Annotated in this window: 17 protein-coding genes; 7 read left to right on the forward strand and 10 right to left on the reverse strand. The window is 62.6% G+C overall.

Features of this window, described 5'->3' with window-relative positions:
* Positions 1-180: hypothetical protein (locus tag ACLRGI_RS06425; protein WP_419200827.1), on the reverse strand; the 180-nt coding region annotated here is incomplete at its 3' end.
* Positions 181-392: 212 nt separating this feature from the next.
* Between ACLRGI_RS06425 and ACLRGI_RS06430 the strand changes: the two genes are divergently transcribed.
* The 4 genes from ACLRGI_RS06430 to ACLRGI_RS06445 all read left to right on the forward strand — a co-directional run bounded on the left by ACLRGI_RS06430 (position 393) and on the right by ACLRGI_RS06445 (position 7451).
* Positions 393-2486: a LuxR C-terminal-related transcriptional regulator gene (locus ACLRGI_RS06430; RefSeq protein WP_419200828.1), complete on the forward strand. Its 2094-nt coding sequence runs from the start codon at positions 393-395 to the stop codon at positions 2484-2486.
* Positions 2487-2660: 174 nt separating this feature from the next.
* Positions 2661-3905, forward strand: coding sequence for an IniB N-terminal domain-containing protein (locus ACLRGI_RS06435; protein WP_419200830.1), 1245 nt, complete (start codon positions 2661-2663; stop codon positions 3903-3905).
* Between the two features lie 166 nt (positions 3906-4071).
* A complete protein-coding gene (locus ACLRGI_RS06440; RefSeq protein WP_419200831.1) occupies positions 4072-5964 on the forward strand; it encodes a dynamin family protein in 1893 nt (630 codons plus the stop codon).
* Positions 5961-7451, forward strand: a complete 1491-nt coding sequence (locus tag ACLRGI_RS06445; protein ID WP_419200832.1) for a dynamin family protein — start codon at positions 5961-5963, stop codon at positions 7449-7451. The genes ACLRGI_RS06440 and ACLRGI_RS06445 overlap by 4 nt, the downstream gene beginning before the upstream one ends.
* Here ACLRGI_RS06445 and ACLRGI_RS06450 read toward each other — a convergent pair.
* Together ACLRGI_RS06450 and ACLRGI_RS06455 are read right to left on the reverse strand one after the other, a co-directional pair.
* Positions 7448-7876, reverse strand: coding sequence for a hypothetical protein (locus tag ACLRGI_RS06450; RefSeq protein WP_419200834.1), 429 nt, complete (start codon positions 7874-7876; stop codon positions 7448-7450). The genes ACLRGI_RS06445 and ACLRGI_RS06450 overlap by 4 nt on opposite strands.
* Positions 7877-8056: 180 nt before the next feature.
* The gene (locus tag ACLRGI_RS06455; protein WP_419200835.1) at positions 8057-8497 is read right to left on the reverse strand and encodes a PLDc N-terminal domain-containing protein; all 441 of its coding nucleotides are present in this window, start codon (positions 8495-8497) and stop codon (positions 8057-8059) included.
* Positions 8498-8584: 87 nt separating this feature from the next.
* On the opposite strand from ACLRGI_RS06455, the gene ACLRGI_RS06460 reads away from it, so the two are divergent.
* Positions 8585-8896, forward strand: coding sequence for a DUF4229 domain-containing protein (locus tag ACLRGI_RS06460; RefSeq protein ID WP_419200836.1), 312 nt, complete (start codon positions 8585-8587; stop codon positions 8894-8896).
* A gap of 72 nt (positions 8897-8968) precedes the next feature.
* Here ACLRGI_RS06460 and ACLRGI_RS06465 read toward each other — a convergent pair whose 3' ends face one another.
* The 5 genes from ACLRGI_RS06465 to ACLRGI_RS06485 form a co-directional block, all read right to left on the reverse strand.
* Positions 8969-9850, reverse strand: a complete 882-nt coding sequence (locus ACLRGI_RS06465) for a 1,4-dihydroxy-2-naphthoate polyprenyltransferase (protein ID WP_419200837.1) — start codon at positions 9848-9850, stop codon at positions 8969-8971.
* 62 nt (positions 9851-9912) lie between these two features.
* Positions 9913-11052: an AMP-binding protein gene (locus tag ACLRGI_RS06470; RefSeq protein ID WP_419200838.1), complete on the reverse strand. Its 1140-nt coding sequence runs from the start codon at positions 11050-11052 to the stop codon at positions 9913-9915.
* A gap of 9 nt (positions 11053-11061) precedes the next feature.
* Complete coding sequence (locus tag ACLRGI_RS06475; RefSeq protein ID WP_419200839.1) at positions 11062-12012, reverse strand: 1,4-dihydroxy-2-naphthoyl-CoA synthase; 951 nt, start codon at positions 12010-12012, stop codon at positions 11062-11064.
* Between the two features lie 21 nt (positions 12013-12033).
* Entirely contained in the window at positions 12034-12471 is a 438-nt protein-coding gene (locus tag ACLRGI_RS06480; RefSeq protein ID WP_419200840.1) for a VOC family protein, read from the reverse strand.
* A gap of 78 nt (positions 12472-12549) precedes the next feature.
* Entirely contained in the window at positions 12550-13278 is a 729-nt protein-coding gene (locus ACLRGI_RS06485; RefSeq protein ID WP_419200841.1) for a CPBP family intramembrane glutamic endopeptidase, read from the reverse strand.
* 422 nt (positions 13279-13700) lie between these two features.
* On the opposite strand from ACLRGI_RS06485, the gene ACLRGI_RS06490 reads away from it, so the two are divergent.
* Positions 13701-14729, forward strand: coding sequence for a TolB family protein (locus ACLRGI_RS06490; protein ID WP_419200842.1), 1029 nt, complete (start codon positions 13701-13703; stop codon positions 14727-14729).
* Positions 14730-14958: 229 nt separating this feature from the next.
* On the forward strand, positions 14959-15402 hold the full coding sequence (locus ACLRGI_RS06495) for a hypothetical protein (RefSeq protein ID WP_419200843.1): 444 nt from the start codon (positions 14959-14961) through the stop codon (positions 15400-15402).
* A gap of 76 nt (positions 15403-15478) precedes the next feature.
* Here ACLRGI_RS06495 and ACLRGI_RS06500 read toward each other — a convergent pair whose 3' ends face one another.
* The gene (locus tag ACLRGI_RS06500; protein WP_419200844.1) at positions 15479-16090 is read right to left on the reverse strand and encodes a copper resistance CopC family protein; all 612 of its coding nucleotides are present in this window, start codon (positions 16088-16090) and stop codon (positions 15479-15481) included.
* Between the two features lie 69 nt (positions 16091-16159).
* A complete protein-coding gene (locus ACLRGI_RS06505; protein ID WP_419200845.1) occupies positions 16160-16768 on the reverse strand; it encodes a hypothetical protein in 609 nt (202 codons plus the stop codon).
* Positions 16769-16801 lie beyond the last annotated feature (33 nt).

The raw sequence follows: 16801 nt of genomic DNA on the forward strand, positions 1-16801 counted from the left end.
AAGCCCCCAGCACCCAAGCCCCGGGAACTCAGACCCCGCCTCCGGCGACCACGCCACCGAGCAACCCTCAACCTGATCCCACAGGGGGTGCCGCGAGCGGACCGACGCCTCCTCCGCCAACCACAACGCCACCACCAGCAGAAGAGCCGACAACACCACCGGTGAGCGGACCAACAACACCTCCCGGCACTCCTTCGGATCCGGTCACCCCACAGCCTTCGACGGAGCCAAGTGTGCCGCAGCCCGAGCCTACGCTCGTCCAGGAGCCGCCGGCGTCGCCGGATCCAATAGTGCCGCAGGAGATCACGCCGCCGGTGGTCGCTGACCCCGAGCCTTTACCCGCGGAAACCAGTCCTACTCCAGATCCAGCGCTGCTCTCGGCGGTCTGACCCATGACGGGACATGACCATAAGCCCGGAAACCTTCCTTCCGGAGCAGACGATCACCCCCTCAACCAAGTCACCGATACCCCGGGCCCGGACACGGGCTACGTGCTGGCGGCCGGGACTTCAGCTGTTCGCGAGCTGCTCCTGGCCCTGTCCGTGGGATTCTCCCTTTCCTCGCCCCTGCCTGACCGCTTCCAGGAGCACCTGCTGGACGGCGTGGGCGACCACGACGGCCTGGATTCGGTGATCGCCGCAGCCAAGGACGCCGGCCTGCTGTCGTCGGACGGGACCGTGGTGGGTACAGTGCGGTACGCCCTGCTAAAGGGAACTCCCGCTGCCCGCATCCGGGCGCTGCAAAGGGAGCTGGTGGACAAGACTCTCCAAGAGGGCCAGGCATTAGGGGATCTGGCTCGTGACCTGGCGAGGAGTGGCTTACAGGACCCACGTGTCGCGGCTGAGCTTGAAAGATGTGCTGACGCCGCATTGGAATTTGACCCACGGCTGGCCGCCGAGCTTTACGCCGAAGCCCTCTTGGCCGGGGGAGACGATGTTGCCAAGGCGGCGAGGCGTGCGCAGGCTGCGGCGGCAAGCGGTGACTTGGACGCCGCGGGCAGGATCGTGGACCGCCTGCTCGCTACCCCTGAAGCACCCGAGCTTCGTCTGGGAGTGGACGTGGCAGCGGCCGTTTGGGCGCAACGCGGAATGCTTGCGCGAGGCGCAGATACTTACAGCTGGCTGGGCCCGGACAGGATCGATGGTTCTGCCCCGCTCGCAGCGGTGGCCATGATCGGTTCGGGAAACCCGGGGGGTGCCGAGGCGCTTGTTACCGCGGCTCCTCCGAGCGGTTCGCCTACGCTCCTGGCGGTTGCGATGTCCCTGACGCAGCAGGGGCTCCGGAAAACCTTGGAGATGGCACCGGAACTGGCACTTCCCGAGCTCATCAGGGCCTCGGACATGATGAACGCGGCAGGCACCTCCATCCCCTTGCCGGAAACCCCCGCTGCGCTGGCGGCCTTATCTGCCCTTCATAGCGGGGAGCCAGCTGTTTCCGACACTGTGCTCCAAGCAGCGCTGGCTGCAGGCCAAGGCGGTGACGCAGCCCGTCCCCGGCTGTTCCTGTTGCGCGCGTGGTCCGCCATGCAGCAGGACAACTCCGACGACGCCCGTTTGGCCATCAACGAGGCGGTGAAAGCCAATCATTGGGCCTTGGCGCCCCGGGATGAGTTCTTGTTGGCTGCCTTGGAAGTAGGCCTTGCCCGACGGGGCAGTGACGTACACGAGCTTGTACTGGCTTGGGACAGGGCCCGCGAAGCCATGATGCACGTATCAGTGGATCTCTACAGCCTTCTTCCGTGGGGAGAACTGATGATCTGCGCTGCGCGATTGCGGGAAACCAGGAGGGTTTCGCACTACCTGGAGGGCGCTTGGGATGTGCTGGGCAGGCTGGGAAATCCGCCCTTGTGGTCGGTGCCACTACATTGGGCGGCCGTGCAGGCGGCCTTGCTGAGCGAGGACCCTGCAGGGCTTGCACCGCACGCGTCAGCACTGGTGCGCGCCTCGGAGCATAGCCATTTGGCATCCGTGCTCGCCGCTGGCGGTAGGGCGTGGGTTTCTGTCCTGGCCGGCCGTTTTGACGCCTCCGACGTCGAAAAAGCGGCGCGCGGTTTGGCCGCCGTCGGCATGCCTTGGGAGGGCGCGCGCCTGGCGGGCCATGCCGCCGCGCATGCGGATGAACGACGTGACATGGCGAAACTGCTGGCCTGCGCCAGGGACATCCACCCTCAAGGTTCAGCCCCGCCTCCGGGAGCTTCAGAGCAGCCGAATGATTCTCACACTGCCGTTCCCGCTCAGCCCGTCTTGGACAAGGGGGGCGGGCCCCGACCTCCTGACTCCTCCGGGCTCAGCGCCAGGGAACGTGAAGTGGCTCGGCTCATCCTGGAGGGCAAGACCTACCGCGAAATCGGCGAAACCATTTACATCTCACCCCGCACTGCGGAGCACCACGTGGCACGCATGCGCCGGCGTTTGGGGGCCGGGAGCCGTTCCGAACTCCTGGTCCGGCTGCGACTGGCCTTGGGGGAGGGATACCCGCCTCCGTAAGCGGCAACCCCTCCACCCCCTAACGGGCAAACACGCAATCCCCTAACGGGGAAGCAACTGGTAGGGGGACCACCCCCGATGCCCGGTCCCCGGCCCCGGCAATACGTTGAATGCAAGCCCGGCAAAGGCGCCGGGCGAACCATTATCCATCACAGAATTTGAGGGAGCACTCCAATGCCAACACTCGCACAACAGCTCGTGCAGTTCCTGATGAGCCTGTTCAACGATCCTGATGCCGCTGAAGAATTCGTCCGGGATCCTGAAGCAGCGCTCGCCGCAGCGGGGCTGCGAGACGTCTCTTCGGCCGACGTCGACGCCGTCCGGCCGGTGGTCCTCGACTACGCACCCATCAATGCCCGTTCGTCGTTCGACCGCGAATACAACACCGGCGGCAACGACGCGTCCACTGGCGTGGGCGGCAGCTGGGGTGGCCGTGATGACGATGATGACGATGGCGGCGGAAACGGCGGCGGTGGCGGTGGCTGGGACGGCCATGATGACGATGGCGGCGGAAACGGCGGCGGTGGCGGTGGCGACTGGGACGATCATGCGCATGCAGTCCAGCAGTTGGTCCATGTGGTGAATAACTACTCCTACACCACGATCGACGACCGCGACACGATCACGGACCAGTCGGTCAACCAGAACATCTGGGCCGACGGCGATGTCACGCAGCTCTTCAACCAGGACTCTGTGGTTGCCTCGGGTGATGGCGCCATTGCTGCAGGTGACGATGTCAGCAATGCGGGCAATACTACGACCACAACCACCAACACTGACGACCATTCAACGGATAACTCGGTGAATATCAATGAATCCGGTCCAGGTGACGTTGAGGTTGGCAACACGGACATCGAGGTAAAGGACTCGTTCAACGACGATCACTCGGTGACCAAGGACTCCTACAACACGGACGTTGACGTTGATGTGGACATTGAGGATTCCTTCAATGAGGACAACTCCAACGACACGACCAATACCACCAACAACACCACCATCACCAACAACGACTCGTTCAACAAGGATTCCTACAACACTGAGAACGAGCTGGAAGTCGGCGACGTGGACGTGGAGTACACGAACATCGAGAACTCCACCATTATCAAGGACAACGACGTGGACCTGGAGTACACCAACGATCAGTCCACCAACGTGACCGTGGAGGACGTCCAAGTGAATTACGACTCCACCGTTATCCAGGACAACGAGCTGGAGATCGACAATTCCAAGGAGATCGACGTCGAAGACGTGCAGGTCAACTACGATTCCACGGTTATCCAGGACAACAAGGTGGACGTCGAGTACACCAACGTCGAGGACAACACGGTCATTGCCGACAACGAGGTCGAGCTCGATGTCGAATACAACGACATTGACGACTCGATCGTCCTCGCCAAGAACGACGTGGAAATTGACTAGTACCGAGGAGAACCAAACAGCGAAAGGGTCAATTAACACGATGTGAAGCCCCAGCAGTGCCCGGCAGACAGCTCACCGTCTGCCGGGCACTTCGTGGCCTCACTGCATCAGACGGCAGCACCGGGACAGGCAGAGCAAAGGACAGACGGTGGCGGACACAGGACACATGACCACGTTGGTTGAGCAGGGCATGGCGCTGGTAGGGGACCGGAACGACCTCCGGCGCCGGCTGCAGAATACCCTCAACCGCTTGCGCGATCCGAGCGTCCGCGTGATGGTGGTGGGTGAGTTCAAACAGGGCAAGAGCCAGCTGATCAACGCCTTGGTGAACGCACCGGTCTGCCCGGTTGATGATGACATCGCAACTTCCGTCCCTACCGTCGTACGGCAGGGGGATCCGGCGTCGGCAGCTGTCCTGGTCCCCGGTCAGAAGGGCACCGATCCCGAAGGGGAAGCCGGCGGACCGGACAGCATGCTGGAACGGCAACCGGTCCAGCTGGAGCAGCTCGCAGAGTATGTCTCCGAAAAGGGCAATCCGGGCAACACTAAGAAGATCATCGCGGCCGAAGTTTCCCTGCCCCGTAAACTGCTGTCAGGCGGACTGGTAATCGTGGACTCGCCAGGAGTTGGTGGCCTGGGCTCAACGCACACGTTGACCACGTTGACCGCCCTGCCATCTGCACATGCCATGGTGTTTGTCTCCGATGCTTCCCAGGAATTCACCGAGCCTGAGATGAGGTTCCTGCGGCAAGCGATGCGCATCAGCCCCAACGTCATATGCGTGCTGTCCAAGACTGACCTTTACCCGACCTGGCGCCAGATCGCGGAGCTGGACCAAAGGCACCTGGCTGATGTGGCTCCTGACATTCCGCTGTTTCCCGTGTCTTCGGAGTTGCGACTCCACGCGGCCCGGCTGCAGGACCCCGAGCTGAACGCCGAATCAGGGTTTCCTGCGCTGATCGCGCACCTGCGGAACAACATCGTGGGCGGGGCGGCCAGGATTCAACGCAAAGCCGTGAGCAATGACCTGTTATCCGTCACCGAGAACCTCAGGCTCGCACTGCAGTCGGAGCTTGGCGCCCTGGTGAATCCGGAAGGAACTCCGCAGATGATTGCCGGGCTGAATGCGGCGAAGGAGGACGCCGACTCGTTGCGCAAACGCTCCGCGCGTTGGCAGATAACGCTCAATGATGGCATCGGCGACCTCATCGCGGACATGGAGTATGACCTGAGGGACAGGCTGCGCAGGATCCAACGCGAGGCCGAAATTGCCATCGACCAAGGCGACCCCGGGCCTGTGTGGGAGCAGTTCACCCAGTGGTTGGAACAGAGCACGGCGGCAGCGGTATCCGACACTTTCGTATGGACCAGCGAACGGTCTCAGTGGTTGGCCACTCAAGTGGCGGATCATTTCTCAGAAGAAGAAGTGGCACTCCCCGCGTTGAAAGTAGCCGATACCGGCGGTGTCCTGGACCCCGTGGCAGACATCCAGGACATGGAAGACGGACGCCTCGGACCGATGCAGAAGGTTCTGGTAGGGATGCGCGGGTCCTACGGCGGCGTGCTGATGTTTGGCCTGCTGACCGGCATCTTTGGGATGGCCCTCATCAACCCACTGTCCGTCGGAGCGGGCTTGATGCTGGGGCGGAAAGCTTACCGGGAGGATAAGGAAGCCAGGCTCAAGCAACGGCAATCAGAAGCCAAGGTCCTGGTCCGCAAGCACGTGGACGATGTTGTTTTCCAAGTGGGAAAGCAACTCAAGGACAGGCTGCGGCTGGTCCAACGGGCCACAAGGGACCACTTTACGGAGATCGCCGAGGAGCACCACCGTTCCCTGGCGGAATCCGTGGCGGCCGCGCAGAAAGCGGCCGCAACTTATGCCGTGGAGCGGGACAGGAGAATCAAAGAGATACGGAATCAGCTCAAGGTAGTGGATGCCCTGGCCAAAGCTTCCCGGCAGTTGCAGGAGGGGCCGCCCGCATCCCAGCCCAATCCCGTATCCCAGTCCAGCCCGTCCCCGCGATCCGAAACAGCGCCATCCTCGGTTCCGGCGAGATGATCGAGCCAGGCATCGACGGAGTCGCGGGCCTGCTCCGGCAAGCAAGGGAGGTCTTCCATGACGACCCAACGGCGCTCGCGGTGCTCAATGAGCTCGAAGGCAGGCTGGAAGGGCCTTTACGTGTAGCAGTAGCCGGGATGGTGAAGGCCGGCAAATCAACGCTTCTCAATGCGATCATCGGGGAAGAAATTGCGCCCACCGACGCCGGAGAATGTACTCGGATCGTCACGTGGTACCGCTATGGACACACCCCCAGGATCACGCTCCATCCGTTCATTGGTGAGCCACAAGCACTCCCTGTGACCCGCGAGGACGGCAGGCTGGTCTTCAATTTGGGTGATGTCCGGGCCGAGGACGTGGAGCGGCTGGTGGTGGATTGGCCATCTGCCAGCCTCCGGGAGCTGACCTTGATTGATACCCCGGGGATCGCGTCGTTGTCACAGGATGTCTCAGGCCGGTCCAAGGCCTTCCTCCTCCCCGAAGATGCTCCCATGGCGGCCGATGCCGTCATCTATCTCATGCGGCATCTCCACGCCTCCGATGTCCGCTTCCTGGAATCCTTCAAGGATACGGCCGCAGGCCAATCCGGGACTGTCAACGCGTTGGCGGTTCTGTCCAGGGCTGACGAGATCGGAGCCGGCAGGATCGATTCGCTCATCTCCGCTGCGGTGATCGCTGACAGATACAGTCGGGACCAAAACCTTAAGCCCCTTGCTTTGGGTGTTGTCCCGGTTGCCGGTCTGCTGGCGCAAAGTTCGCGGACCATGCGCCAATCGGACTTTGAGGCCATGAAACTGTTGGCGCAATTGGACAGGCGTCATCGGGAGAGGCTCATGTTGTCGGCGGATCTTTTTGTCCGCGCTGCCGAGCCCGAAGGGCTGGGCCAAGCAGCAAAAGCGTCCCTCGTGCAAAGATTCGGCCTGTTCGGGATCCGCCTTGCTGTCGCCCTGATTCGAGGTGGCATCGGCAATCCTACCGAACTGGCCCATGAGCTGGCACGGAGAAGTGGACTTGGCCAGTTACTCGACAACATCGCCTACCTGTTCCAAACGCGAGCGGCGGCGCTCAAGGCGCGTGCCGCCGTCGTGGGTTTGGAAGCCCTGGTGCGCAGTACGCCCAAGGACGTCGCGTTGCTCTTGGAAGCCAACTTGGAAAAGCTTCAGGCGGGCGCCCACGAGTTCCGGGAATTGAAACTCCTCGCCACACTGCGGACGGAGGGGATAAGCCTGACCCCGGGGCAGTCGGCAGAGGCTGAGCGGCTGGTGGGCGGCCGTGGCAGCACGCTACCGCTGAGGTTGGACCTGAATCCGGAGGCCAGCCCGGAGCAGATCAGTGAAGCGGCTCGGAACTGCCTGAACCGTTGGCGGTTGCTTGCGGAGAACCCGCTGACTGAACCGGCCGCACTTGAAGCTTGCCGCGTAGTCCTCCGCAGCTGCGAAGGGATGCTGGCCGCCAACTCGCCGTTCGCGAGGCAACCCGTTCGCTAGGCAACCCGTTCGCTTAGCAGCCACTTGGTGGTGGGCGGGAGGAACAAAAGGATCAGCCCGGCCGCGGCCAGGATGAATTGAGCCGCCAGTAACACGATCGTCAGGACACCGTCCGCGCCGGGGGCCACTACAAAGTCGGCGGTAATCACGGTGACCACTGCATGTAGCAGGACCAAAGGGGCAAGGGCCCAGCGAGCCCAAATGCGGCGTTTGAAGAGGACTGCCAGCAGGACGGTTTCCATGGCCACCACCAGCACAAGCATGGTCAGGCTCCCCAGGAACACGACGGCGGTTGCCCCCTCCACTGCCTCGGCGTCGCCGTCGGGCACCATGCCGGCAATGATGCCCTTCAGGCGTTCGAAGTGGGAATCACGCCCAAGAAACCCTGTCACCACCACCGCGATTCCGGCCACGAAGCTGGCCATCCACAGACTACGGGAGGATCGTGCCGGTCCGGGAGGACGAACCACCCTTGCTATGGGCGGCGGTGTGGACAGGGAAATGCCGGGGCGTGGCGGCGGCGCCGAAGGTGATGCGGGCCCGCTGACTGATGGTGTGGAGGAAGATGACTGCCGTGATCCATCAGCTTGCTGGGCCATATTTGCCTACTTCAGCTCGTCCGTGTCATGGGGATCCGGCTCGCTGCGCTTGGCTTCGCCGGGTTTGAAGCCGTTGTTTTTGGCATCCCCGCTGCCATCGGATGGCGTGTCGCCCAGAGCGCGTTCCTTGGCCTCAAGGTCTGCCTTGAGTTTCTTCAGGCGGTCGTCTTCAGCCTGCTTGCGGCGGCGGGTTTCCAGATTGCGGAGGAATTCGGGGTCGTCGTCCGGGGCGGTGGGCTGGCGGCGAGCGGGCTTGGCCGTTGGCTTGCCGTAGGGCCGGCCGAAGATGAACCAGAGGAGTGCGCCCAGCAGGGGCAGAAGGATCATCACAATAATCCATGCGGGTTTGGAGATCCCGCGTGTTTGGTGGCCGTCCGTGCGGATGACGTCCACCAGGGCATAGACAAAGATGACTAGAACTATAACGACGCCTACAACCCGGAGCATGCACCAAGTCTAGTCGCCTGAAGCCAATCACTGGGCGCCCGCTTCCGGCTGTGATCAGAGTGCAACCATCGGGGCGGCTAAACTTGGATGGTGGCTTTCCTCAAATACTCCCTCATCCGTCTGGTGCTGTTCGTGCCGTTGTTAGTTCTGTTCGCCTATTTAGGGGTCGGTTGGATCCTGGCGGTTGTCTTTGCCGGGCTTATTGCCTTCGCCATCAGCTACCTCTTCTTCCAGAAACAGCGCGACGCCGCCACGGCAGCCATGCGTGAACGTTTCTCCGGGCGGGCCAAGCCCATCCGTACCGCCGGTGAGGTTGAAGACGCCGCCGCCGAGGACGGCCTGGTGGAGAAAAACCCGGACATCGCCGTGAACAACGACAAACGCCCGGGTTCCGTCTAAGTTTTTGTACAGCAAACGCCCCCAAGACAGCTTCTTGGGGGCGTTTGCTGTACAAAAACTCGTATCAGGGGCTCAGAAGCCGCGGCTCAGGATCAGTCCCAGCGAGAACAACAGGCTGTAGCCGAGGTTGATCATTCCGGTCTGCTTCAGAACCGGAATGAGGCTCTTGCGCTTCTTGCCGTTCACCATGAGCCAGGCTGGCATCAGGCAAGCCGGAATCAGTAGCAGCACGATCAGCATCCACGGCTTGGTAGGTGCCATGACGATCACCAGCAAGATGGCGACGGCCAGCATCAGCACGTAGCTTTCACGGGCGTGCCGGTCACCCAGCCGGACGGCCAACGTCCTCTTTCCTGCCGCCGCATCCGTGGGGATGTCCCTGACGTTGTTGGCCATCAGCAGTGCACAGGCAATGAGCCCGGTGCCGATCGCACCGATGACCGCAGCAAGGCTCACTTGGCCCGCCTGGGTGTAGGTGGTTCCAAGGGTGGCCACGAGTCCGAAGAAGACGAAGACGAAGACGTCACCCAAGCCCAGGTAGCCGTAGGGGTTCTTGCCGCCGGTGTAACCCCAAGCCGCCAGGACGCAGCCGATACCTACCAGGATCAGCCACCACGTCTGGGTAATGATCACCAGGATCAGGCCGCAAATCATTGCCGCTCCGAACAGCGCAAACGCAGCCCACTTCACCTGCTCGGGCTTCGCGGCGCCGGAACCCACCAAACGGAGGGGCCCCACACGGTCCTCATCGGTGCCGCGGATGCCATCGGAATAATCGTTGGCGTAGTTCACGCCAATTTGAAGCAGGAGGGCCACAAGTGCCGCCAGGATAGCGTTCGGCAGCCGGAAAGCCTGAAGCTCGTATGCCGCTGCCGAACCGATAAGGACCGGCGCGATGGCTGCGGGCAGTGTGCGGAGCCGGGCTCCTTGAATCCATTGTGCAGCTGTCGCCACGTGTAGTACCTCGTGTATTTCGCGAATTGATCTTAGTCAGGGGATTGGAGGGGAGAACTTACCTATTGTCCCTGATGCAGATTGGAAAGCAGGTCAATCATTGCCATGCGGTCCGGTTTTCCGTTGGGAAGCATTGGCAATTTCTTATCAGCCAGCACCGTCTTGGGTGCCAGAACACCCAGTGCTTCCTCACGGCGCGCGGTGAAACCCTTCAGGCCCTCGGGCGACGGATCAGTCACGGCAACGTAGGCCGCCACGGCCTGGCCCCATTCCCGTGAGGGGACGCCGGTGACGAAAGCCGCGGTCACGCCGTCGAGCTCTTCGAGCTTGCGTTGGATGAAAGCGGCCGAGGCCTTGACGCCTCCGGTAATGATCACGTCGTCGGCGCGGCCCAGCACGGTGAGCTTGCCGTCGTCGGACATCTCGCCCAGATCACCGGTGACGTACCAGCGGACGCCGTCTTCCTCGAAGAATGCTGCCTTTGAGGCGCGGGCGGAATCCAGGTAGCCGGCAGCCACGGTGTCGCCACCCAGCAGGATGCGGCCTTCCAGCTCGCCCTCGCCGATCCGGACCTCGACGCCGTCCAGCGGCTCGCCGTCATAAACGCACCCGCCGGACGTCTCGGCTGATCCGTAGGTGGTTACAACGTTCAGTCCCTGGGCGTGAGCGGTCGCCAGGAGCTCGGGCGAAGCAGGGGCGCCGCCCAGAAGGACGGCGTTGAAGCGGCGCAGCACGGCGAGGGTTTCCGGGGCGGGGGAGTCCAAAAGCCGCTGGAGCTGGGTGGGCACCAGGGACGTGAAACGGATCTTGTCCGTCAGTTCCTCGGCGGCGGCCGTGAAGGCCTCTGGCGTGAAGCCGTTCGATTGGTCCATGACCCAGGGACGCGTGCCTGCATAGAGCGAGCGGACCAGCACCTGCACGCCCGCCACATACTGCAAGGGAAGCGCCAGCAGCCACTGGCCTTCGCCGCGCAGGGCCATGGCAGTGGAGATGGACGACGCCGCGAGGGCCTCGACGGTCAGCACGGTGGCCTTGGGTGTCCCCGTGGAACCAGAGGTTCGGACTACCACCGCTGCATCTTCGACGCCGGTCTCTACCGGAACCGCCTGTGGCGCACCGTTTTCGTCCAGGACGATTTCGACGGCGGGGCCCTCACCGTGGAGGGCGGCCATGAGGGCTTTCAGTACGGGATCGATGTCCACAGGGGAGTCCTAGAAGTAGTAGGGGAAGTTGGACCAGTCCGGGTCGCGCTTTTGGAGGAACGCTTCTTTGCCCTCAACGGCCTCGTCAGTCATGTACGCGAGACGGGTGGCTTCGCCGGCGAAGACCTGCTGCCCGGCGAGGCCGTCATCAGCGAGGTTGAAAGCGAATTTGAGCATACGGATGGCCTGCGGGGACTGGCGGGCGATGTCCGCGGCGTATTCCAAAGCTACTTCTTCGAGGTGCTCGTGGTCGACTGCCTCGTTGACCGCACCCATCTTCACCATGTCCTCGGCGGAATATTCGCGTGCAAGGAAGAAGATTTCCCGCGCGGCTTTCTGCCCGATCTGGCGGGCCAACAGCGCAGAGCCGTATCCGGCGTCGAAACTTCCCACCGTGGCGTCCGTCTGCTTGAACTTGCCATGCTCGCGCGAGGCGATGGTGAGGTCGCTGACCACGTGGAGTGAGTGCCCGCCGCCTGCAGCCCAACCATTGACGACGGCGATCACCACCTTGGGCATGGTCCGCATGAGCCGCTGGACTTCCAGGATGTGCAGGCGTCCGGCGCGGGCGGGGTCGATGGTCTCTTGGGTGTCGCCCTCGGCGTACCTGTAGCCATCCCGGCCCCGGATCCGCTGGTCGCCGCCGGAGCAGAAGGAGTGCCCGCCGTCTTTCGCTGACGGACCGTTGCCCGTGAGCAGGACCGTGGCCACATCCGGCGTCATTCGGGCATGGTCCATGGCCCGGTAGAGCTCGTCCACGGTACCCGGGCGGAACGCGTTGCGGACCTCGGGGCGGTTGAAGGCGATGCGGACCGTGGGGAGGTCCTTGACTGTGCCGTCCGATGAGCGCTCCACCTGCCGGTGGTAGGTCATGTCCTTGAAGTCGTCGAAGCCGGAAACTGCGCGCCAGCGCGAGGGGTCAAAGACGTCGGAAACCTTGGCAGGGAGTTGGTTGTTCACACTCCGAGTCTAGTAATGGCCTTAGCTGATGCAGAACTCGTTGCCCTCAGGGTCCGCCATGGTGTGCCATCCGTGAGGTCCTTGATTGGCGGTCCACAGGTGCTTGGCGCCGCGCGCCTCAAGCTGTTTCCGCACGTCGTCCTTGTCCCGGCCGTCCAGCCTGACGTCCCAGTGCACCCGGTTTTTGACGGACTTTTCGTTGGGATCCGTTTGGAACAGGATGCGCCGGCCGGTCTTGGGATCGGTGTCTTCGGCGGGTACGATCGCGCAACCTTCGGCCCATGCCAGCTTGCCGTTGTGGGTGATCGTCTGCTCCTCGGTGGCATTGCCCTGCTCGATCATGGACCGGATGAACGCCTCGTCCTGCGGCTCCACGCTCCACCCGAGGGTCTGGGCCCACCAGTCGGCGAGGTCGTGTGGCTTCTTGCGATCGACTACTACCTGAATGTTCAGCGTCATAACTAACAAGCTATTCCTGACGGCGGGCGGCAGGGTAGGTCTTCGCGGTCACTTTCCGTGAACGTGCTTAAGCGGAACCTAGTTGGGGAGCAGCTCGGGTGGGACTGCGTAGATCAGGACAACGGCCATGAGGTTCTTGGCGGCATGGACAAAGTAGGAGAACATCAGGTTCTTCCCCGTCCAGACGTATACGGCCACCAGCACCACGGCCATCCCCAGGTACGGAGCCAGTGCAGGGAGAGCGAGTCCTTCGCGGCCCACTAAATGGATCGAGGCGAACACCACCACGGAGATCACGCAGCAGACCCAGATGTTCAGATGCTGCGACAACTTGCCGATCAAGAGATGCCGAAAAAGATACTCCTCCACGAACGGTCCCAGAATCACCAACAACGGCACCATGAGCCACGCCGGCACCTGTTGCAGCATGCCTTGGATACCCAACTGGTTCTGGGAGCTTTGGGCGGTCCCGAAGGCCGCCACCAGAATAGCTGTCAGAATCAGCATCACCACGATGGCAAGCGGGACCGTGGCCAGCGTGAACCACGGGCGGGTTCCCAGGATTCTGAGATCGCGGCCCACCACGCGCCAAGCCGACGCCACTGCAAATATTCCGACGCCGACATAGAAGATCGCGTTGACGGCATAGCTCGCTGTGGCCGGATCGATAAACAGGTCAAGCATCAGCCGCTCGAGCGCCTGTCCTGAGGTCAGGAAGTAGGCTGTAAAGCCAAAATATATAGCCACGGCAATGGCATCCAAGGCAGTGAACCTGTACAAAGTCGCCTTAGTGGAAAGAGTGCCCATGTGACCAGCGTAGTTTGCCGCGAGGTCTTGCATGGCCATCGGTAATGGTCACCGTGAAGTAAACATTCAGCCATGTTTCCATCGGGCCCCTCAGTGGATAGCGACCACGGCGGTTGGCGTTCTGGCCGAGTTGGAGCATGAATGCCAGCACCAAAAAACCGGCGGCTGCCTCCCTGGAGGCGTCAAATGGGGTGCGGACAGAGACAGACCGGGTGTTGTCTGTGAGAATCAGGTATGGCCGAGGATCTTGGATTGTTGCCGTTGACACACATCGGGGGAGTTGGGGCCTTCGCCCGGTTCAGTTTGCTGGACCCGGGACGTGTTGGCCCGGGTAAGGCATATGATGACGCGGTCCCCATCGGCCGTCTTCGGCTGCATCCCGCCGGGGGCGGGCTTGGACTTGGACTTGGACTGGCTGGCCGATGAGCAGCGCCATGGCGCGTGGCAAACCTCGTTGGGCGATCCTTCTGGTCGTTACTGCCCTGGTTCTTGCAGGAGCCATGATCTATGCGGTCGGCGCGTATCAGCGTTTTGAGGAGAGTCGGACCGCGGCGTCAGTTGTGGGCGTCATAGCGGGGCAGCCGCTCCCGGACACACCTTTCGTTTTGTTCCGCAATACCGCGGGTGGGCAGGGGTATGGGAATGCGGCGACCGTGCTGCTGTCCGCGCCGGATGGTACCCGTGCCGTGAGTGAGCAGGCCTGCGACCGGGTCTACGGTACTGCAGAAGAAGTTGTTTGCTTGAGGACGAAACGCGGTCTTGTGACGACGTTTGAGGCCGCAGTTTTGGACCGAAATTGGCAGCAAGAGCGTGCTTGGCCGATCCCCGGTATTCCGAGCCGGACACGCGTAAGCCCGGATGGGTCCATGATTTCAACGACGGTTTTCGTGTCGGGCCATTCTTATACGTCGGCAGGGTTTTCCACAGCCACGGAGATCAGCCTGCCCTCGGGTGGTCCGGGCAACCTGGAGGAGTTCGCGCTCGTGGTGAACGGCGAACGATTACTGGCAGCAGACAGGAACATTTGGGGTGTAACCTTCGTCCCCGGTCAGAGTGATGCCTTCTACGCCACGGCCGCATCGTCCGGACGGATCTGGTTGGTCCGTGGGAGCATCGCTGCCAGGACGCTGACAGCCGTTCGCGACAACGTTGAGTGCCCGTCGGTGTCGCCGGACGGCACAAGGATCGCATATAAGAAGAACGTCGGCGGGCCTTTGGCCGCGCATTGGAACGTGGCGCTGCTTGACCTGGCAACCAGCACTGAAACCGTGCTCTCGGAGAAGCGCAGCGTGGATGACCAGATTGAGTGGCTGGATAATCAGACCCTGCTCTACGGTCTGGCTGACGAAGCCGCTGAAGGTGACAGCAACATCTGGAAGCTGCCCACCGACCCCGCGTCCCAACCCAGCCTGTTCATCGAACATGCGTGGTCGCCGAGTGTGGTCCGGTGAGAACTCCTGGAGTGGGCACGCCCATTGCGAAATGGGACCGCACTTACCGCGCGGTCCCTGCTTGCCAGTCTCAAGCCTGGCCTCCGCCCCGATTCGTGTTCAGACCTTCCAGTCTTTTCACGCCGCTGCGGCGACGCCGGAATCAACCTCCGGAACATATGAAAGTATGCTCATATATTGTTCCTGCGGTTGAACCGCAGCACCCGTTCTTGAGGAGCCCCGTAACCTGATGATTTCCAATACCGAAGCGAGTCCACCCTCGGCACCGGCGGAGGCCGCCAAGATGCCGGTTGGAGCCCGTCGCCTCGTGCTCATAGGAGGACTCTGCATTCCTGTAGGGCTGGTTGCCGGTCCGTATCTCTTCGGTCTGCAGTTGGTGGCAGTTGCGGGGGCCGTCGCCGTGGCTGTGGCTTTGTCCTATCGGCGGGAGCCGGTGTGGTTTTCCCGCTGGTCATGGCTGGCAGCGGCGGCCGGTGGTCTGTGGGTGATCGCCACGGTCGGGTACTGGCTGAGCATCATGGCTGCCGTGGACGGCACCTCGGCACCGTCCGGCCTGCCGAACCTGTTGTTTTACTTAGGATTAGTGGCACTGGGAGTTATGGTCTTGGCTACAATCGCGGGGTGGATTTCACGGTTCCTGGCCGATCGGCGCGCTTCTGCCGGGGGGTTATAGCACACACCTTTCCGTGGGCTTCGGGTTAGTTGCCCGAAGCCCACGGGCGAGCCCTCAGATGGCTCGTGCGGTTCGGCTAGACTCCCGCGCCCTTATCCCTGCGCCGGCGCGCGATGAAGAACACCGCGGCAACGACAGCAAGGATGGCCGCGGCAATGCCTACGGTTACGGGCGCGTTGCTGTCGTCAGGCTTAATCTGCTCGGGTGCCGTTTGTGCCGCCGGCGCAGGGGTGCGGGTAGACGTTTCCGCGGCCGTGGTCGGCGTCGTTGATGGTGTGGCGACAACGGCCTGGGCAGGATCCTGAACGGTAAAGGAGTAGTTGCCTTCGATAGGGTGTCCGTCGGAGGAAACTGTGCGCCAGAGGACCTTATAGACGCCATTTACCCCCGCGGTGATCGCGGTGGAAATGGTCGGGCCCTCTACCGTGACCTTGCCGTCACTGAGGGTCTTGCCCGTCTCATCGGTGACGGTGATGACGCTCAGGTTCAGCTGCTCTGTGTCCAGAGGAGGCTCCGAGAGTGTCAGGGACACGCTGCCAGGGGCTGCAGTGACCGTGGTGTCCTTCGCCGGCACGGTGGATTCCAAAGCGTCATGGGCCAGCGCGGGCGTGGCGGCGAAGGCCGGGATCAGCAAGGCGACTGCGATTGCCAGCCGGAGGCGGAGGCCTCGGGGATTACGGGGTTTCATGATGGGATTCTGCAATTCTGCTGGAGTAGAAGATGACCGGGCAGCGCCGGGACGTCCTGAAACGCAGGCTCAGTACGCGTCGGCGGGGCCCTGCAGCGGAGGTCCCCGTACGGGCGGCCGGACCGAATCTTTCCAGCGCGGAGCGGGATCTGCGGACGCAGTGACAGGAACATAGCGGCGGGCCGGGATTGAAGAGGACTCAATCGTTTCAATCAAGGGCCGCAGCCAGGCCGCCAAGGCCCACAGCGCAGACTCTCCTCGCGCCATCAAAAGCGCCATAATGAAGACCGCGGCCACATGCAAGCCGAGCATCCCCAAGCTGGCATCTGCGCTCAAATGGTCATACGGGGCCCCGGCGGCAACGGCTCCGCTGCTGCCCGGCAGCCCTCCGTGATGGGCGCCACCGGCCAAGGGCGAGCCCGGGCCGGACGACGCTGAAAACGCCAGATGCAGCGCCGCCTGACCAATGCCGAGATATGCGGCCAGGATTGGGGCCGTCATTTTCCTGCCCGACAACACCACTGCCGACAGGGCAACGACAGCTGTCAGGGCGGTCATCACCGAAAAGGCCGGGAGTTCACCGCCGGCCAGCACATGCGCTGCGGCCGCCAATGTCAGGACCACCAGCGCAACGGCTGCGGCCCTGGGGAGGCGGAATGGTGCACGCATAGAAGTCATCGCGCACCACTCCTTCCAGGGAAACTATGGTTC

Origin of the sequence: Paenarthrobacter sp. PPS72 (assembly GCF_048537125.1) — a bacterium.
Classification (GTDB): Bacteria; Actinomycetota; Actinomycetes; order Actinomycetales; family Micrococcaceae; genus Arthrobacter; species Arthrobacter nitroguajacolicus_E.

Coding starts and splice junctions, on each gene's coding strand:
- ACLRGI_RS06500 (WP_419200844.1), bottom strand. CDS start 16,090: ATGAAACCCCGTAATCCCCGAGGCCTCCGCCTCCGGCTGGCAATCGCA.
- ACLRGI_RS06435 (WP_419200830.1), top strand. CDS start 2,661: ATGCCAACACTCGCACAACAGCTCGTGCAGTTCCTGATGAGCCTGTTC.
- ACLRGI_RS06440 (WP_419200831.1), top strand. CDS start 4,072: ATGACCACGTTGGTTGAGCAGGGCATGGCGCTGGTAGGGGACCGGAAC.
- ACLRGI_RS06480 (WP_419200840.1), bottom strand. CDS start 12,471: ATGACGCTGAACATTCAGGTAGTAGTCGATCGCAAGAAGCCACACGAC.
- ACLRGI_RS06495 (WP_419200843.1), top strand. CDS start 14,959: ATGATTTCCAATACCGAAGCGAGTCCACCCTCGGCACCGGCGGAGGCC.
- ACLRGI_RS06430 (WP_419200828.1), top strand. CDS start 393: ATGACGGGACATGACCATAAGCCCGGAAACCTTCCTTCCGGAGCAGAC.
- ACLRGI_RS06445 (WP_419200832.1), top strand. CDS start 5,961: ATGATCGAGCCAGGCATCGACGGAGTCGCGGGCCTGCTCCGGCAAGCA.
- ACLRGI_RS06450 (WP_419200834.1), bottom strand. CDS start 7,876: ATGGCCAGCTTCGTGGCCGGAATCGCGGTGGTGGTGACAGGGTTTCTT.
- ACLRGI_RS06505 (WP_419200845.1), bottom strand. CDS start 16,768: ATGACTTCTATGCGTGCACCATTCCGCCTCCCCAGGGCCGCAGCCGTT.
- ACLRGI_RS06485 (WP_419200841.1), bottom strand. CDS start 13,278: ATGGGCACTCTTTCCACTAAGGCGACTTTGTACAGGTTCACTGCCTTG.
- ACLRGI_RS06490 (WP_419200842.1), top strand. CDS start 13,701: ATGAGCAGCGCCATGGCGCGTGGCAAACCTCGTTGGGCGATCCTTCTG.
- ACLRGI_RS06460 (WP_419200836.1), top strand. CDS start 8,585: ATGGTGGCTTTCCTCAAATACTCCCTCATCCGTCTGGTGCTGTTCGTG.
- ACLRGI_RS06455 (WP_419200835.1), bottom strand. CDS start 8,497: ATGCTCCGGGTTGTAGGCGTCGTTATAGTTCTAGTCATCTTTGTCTAT.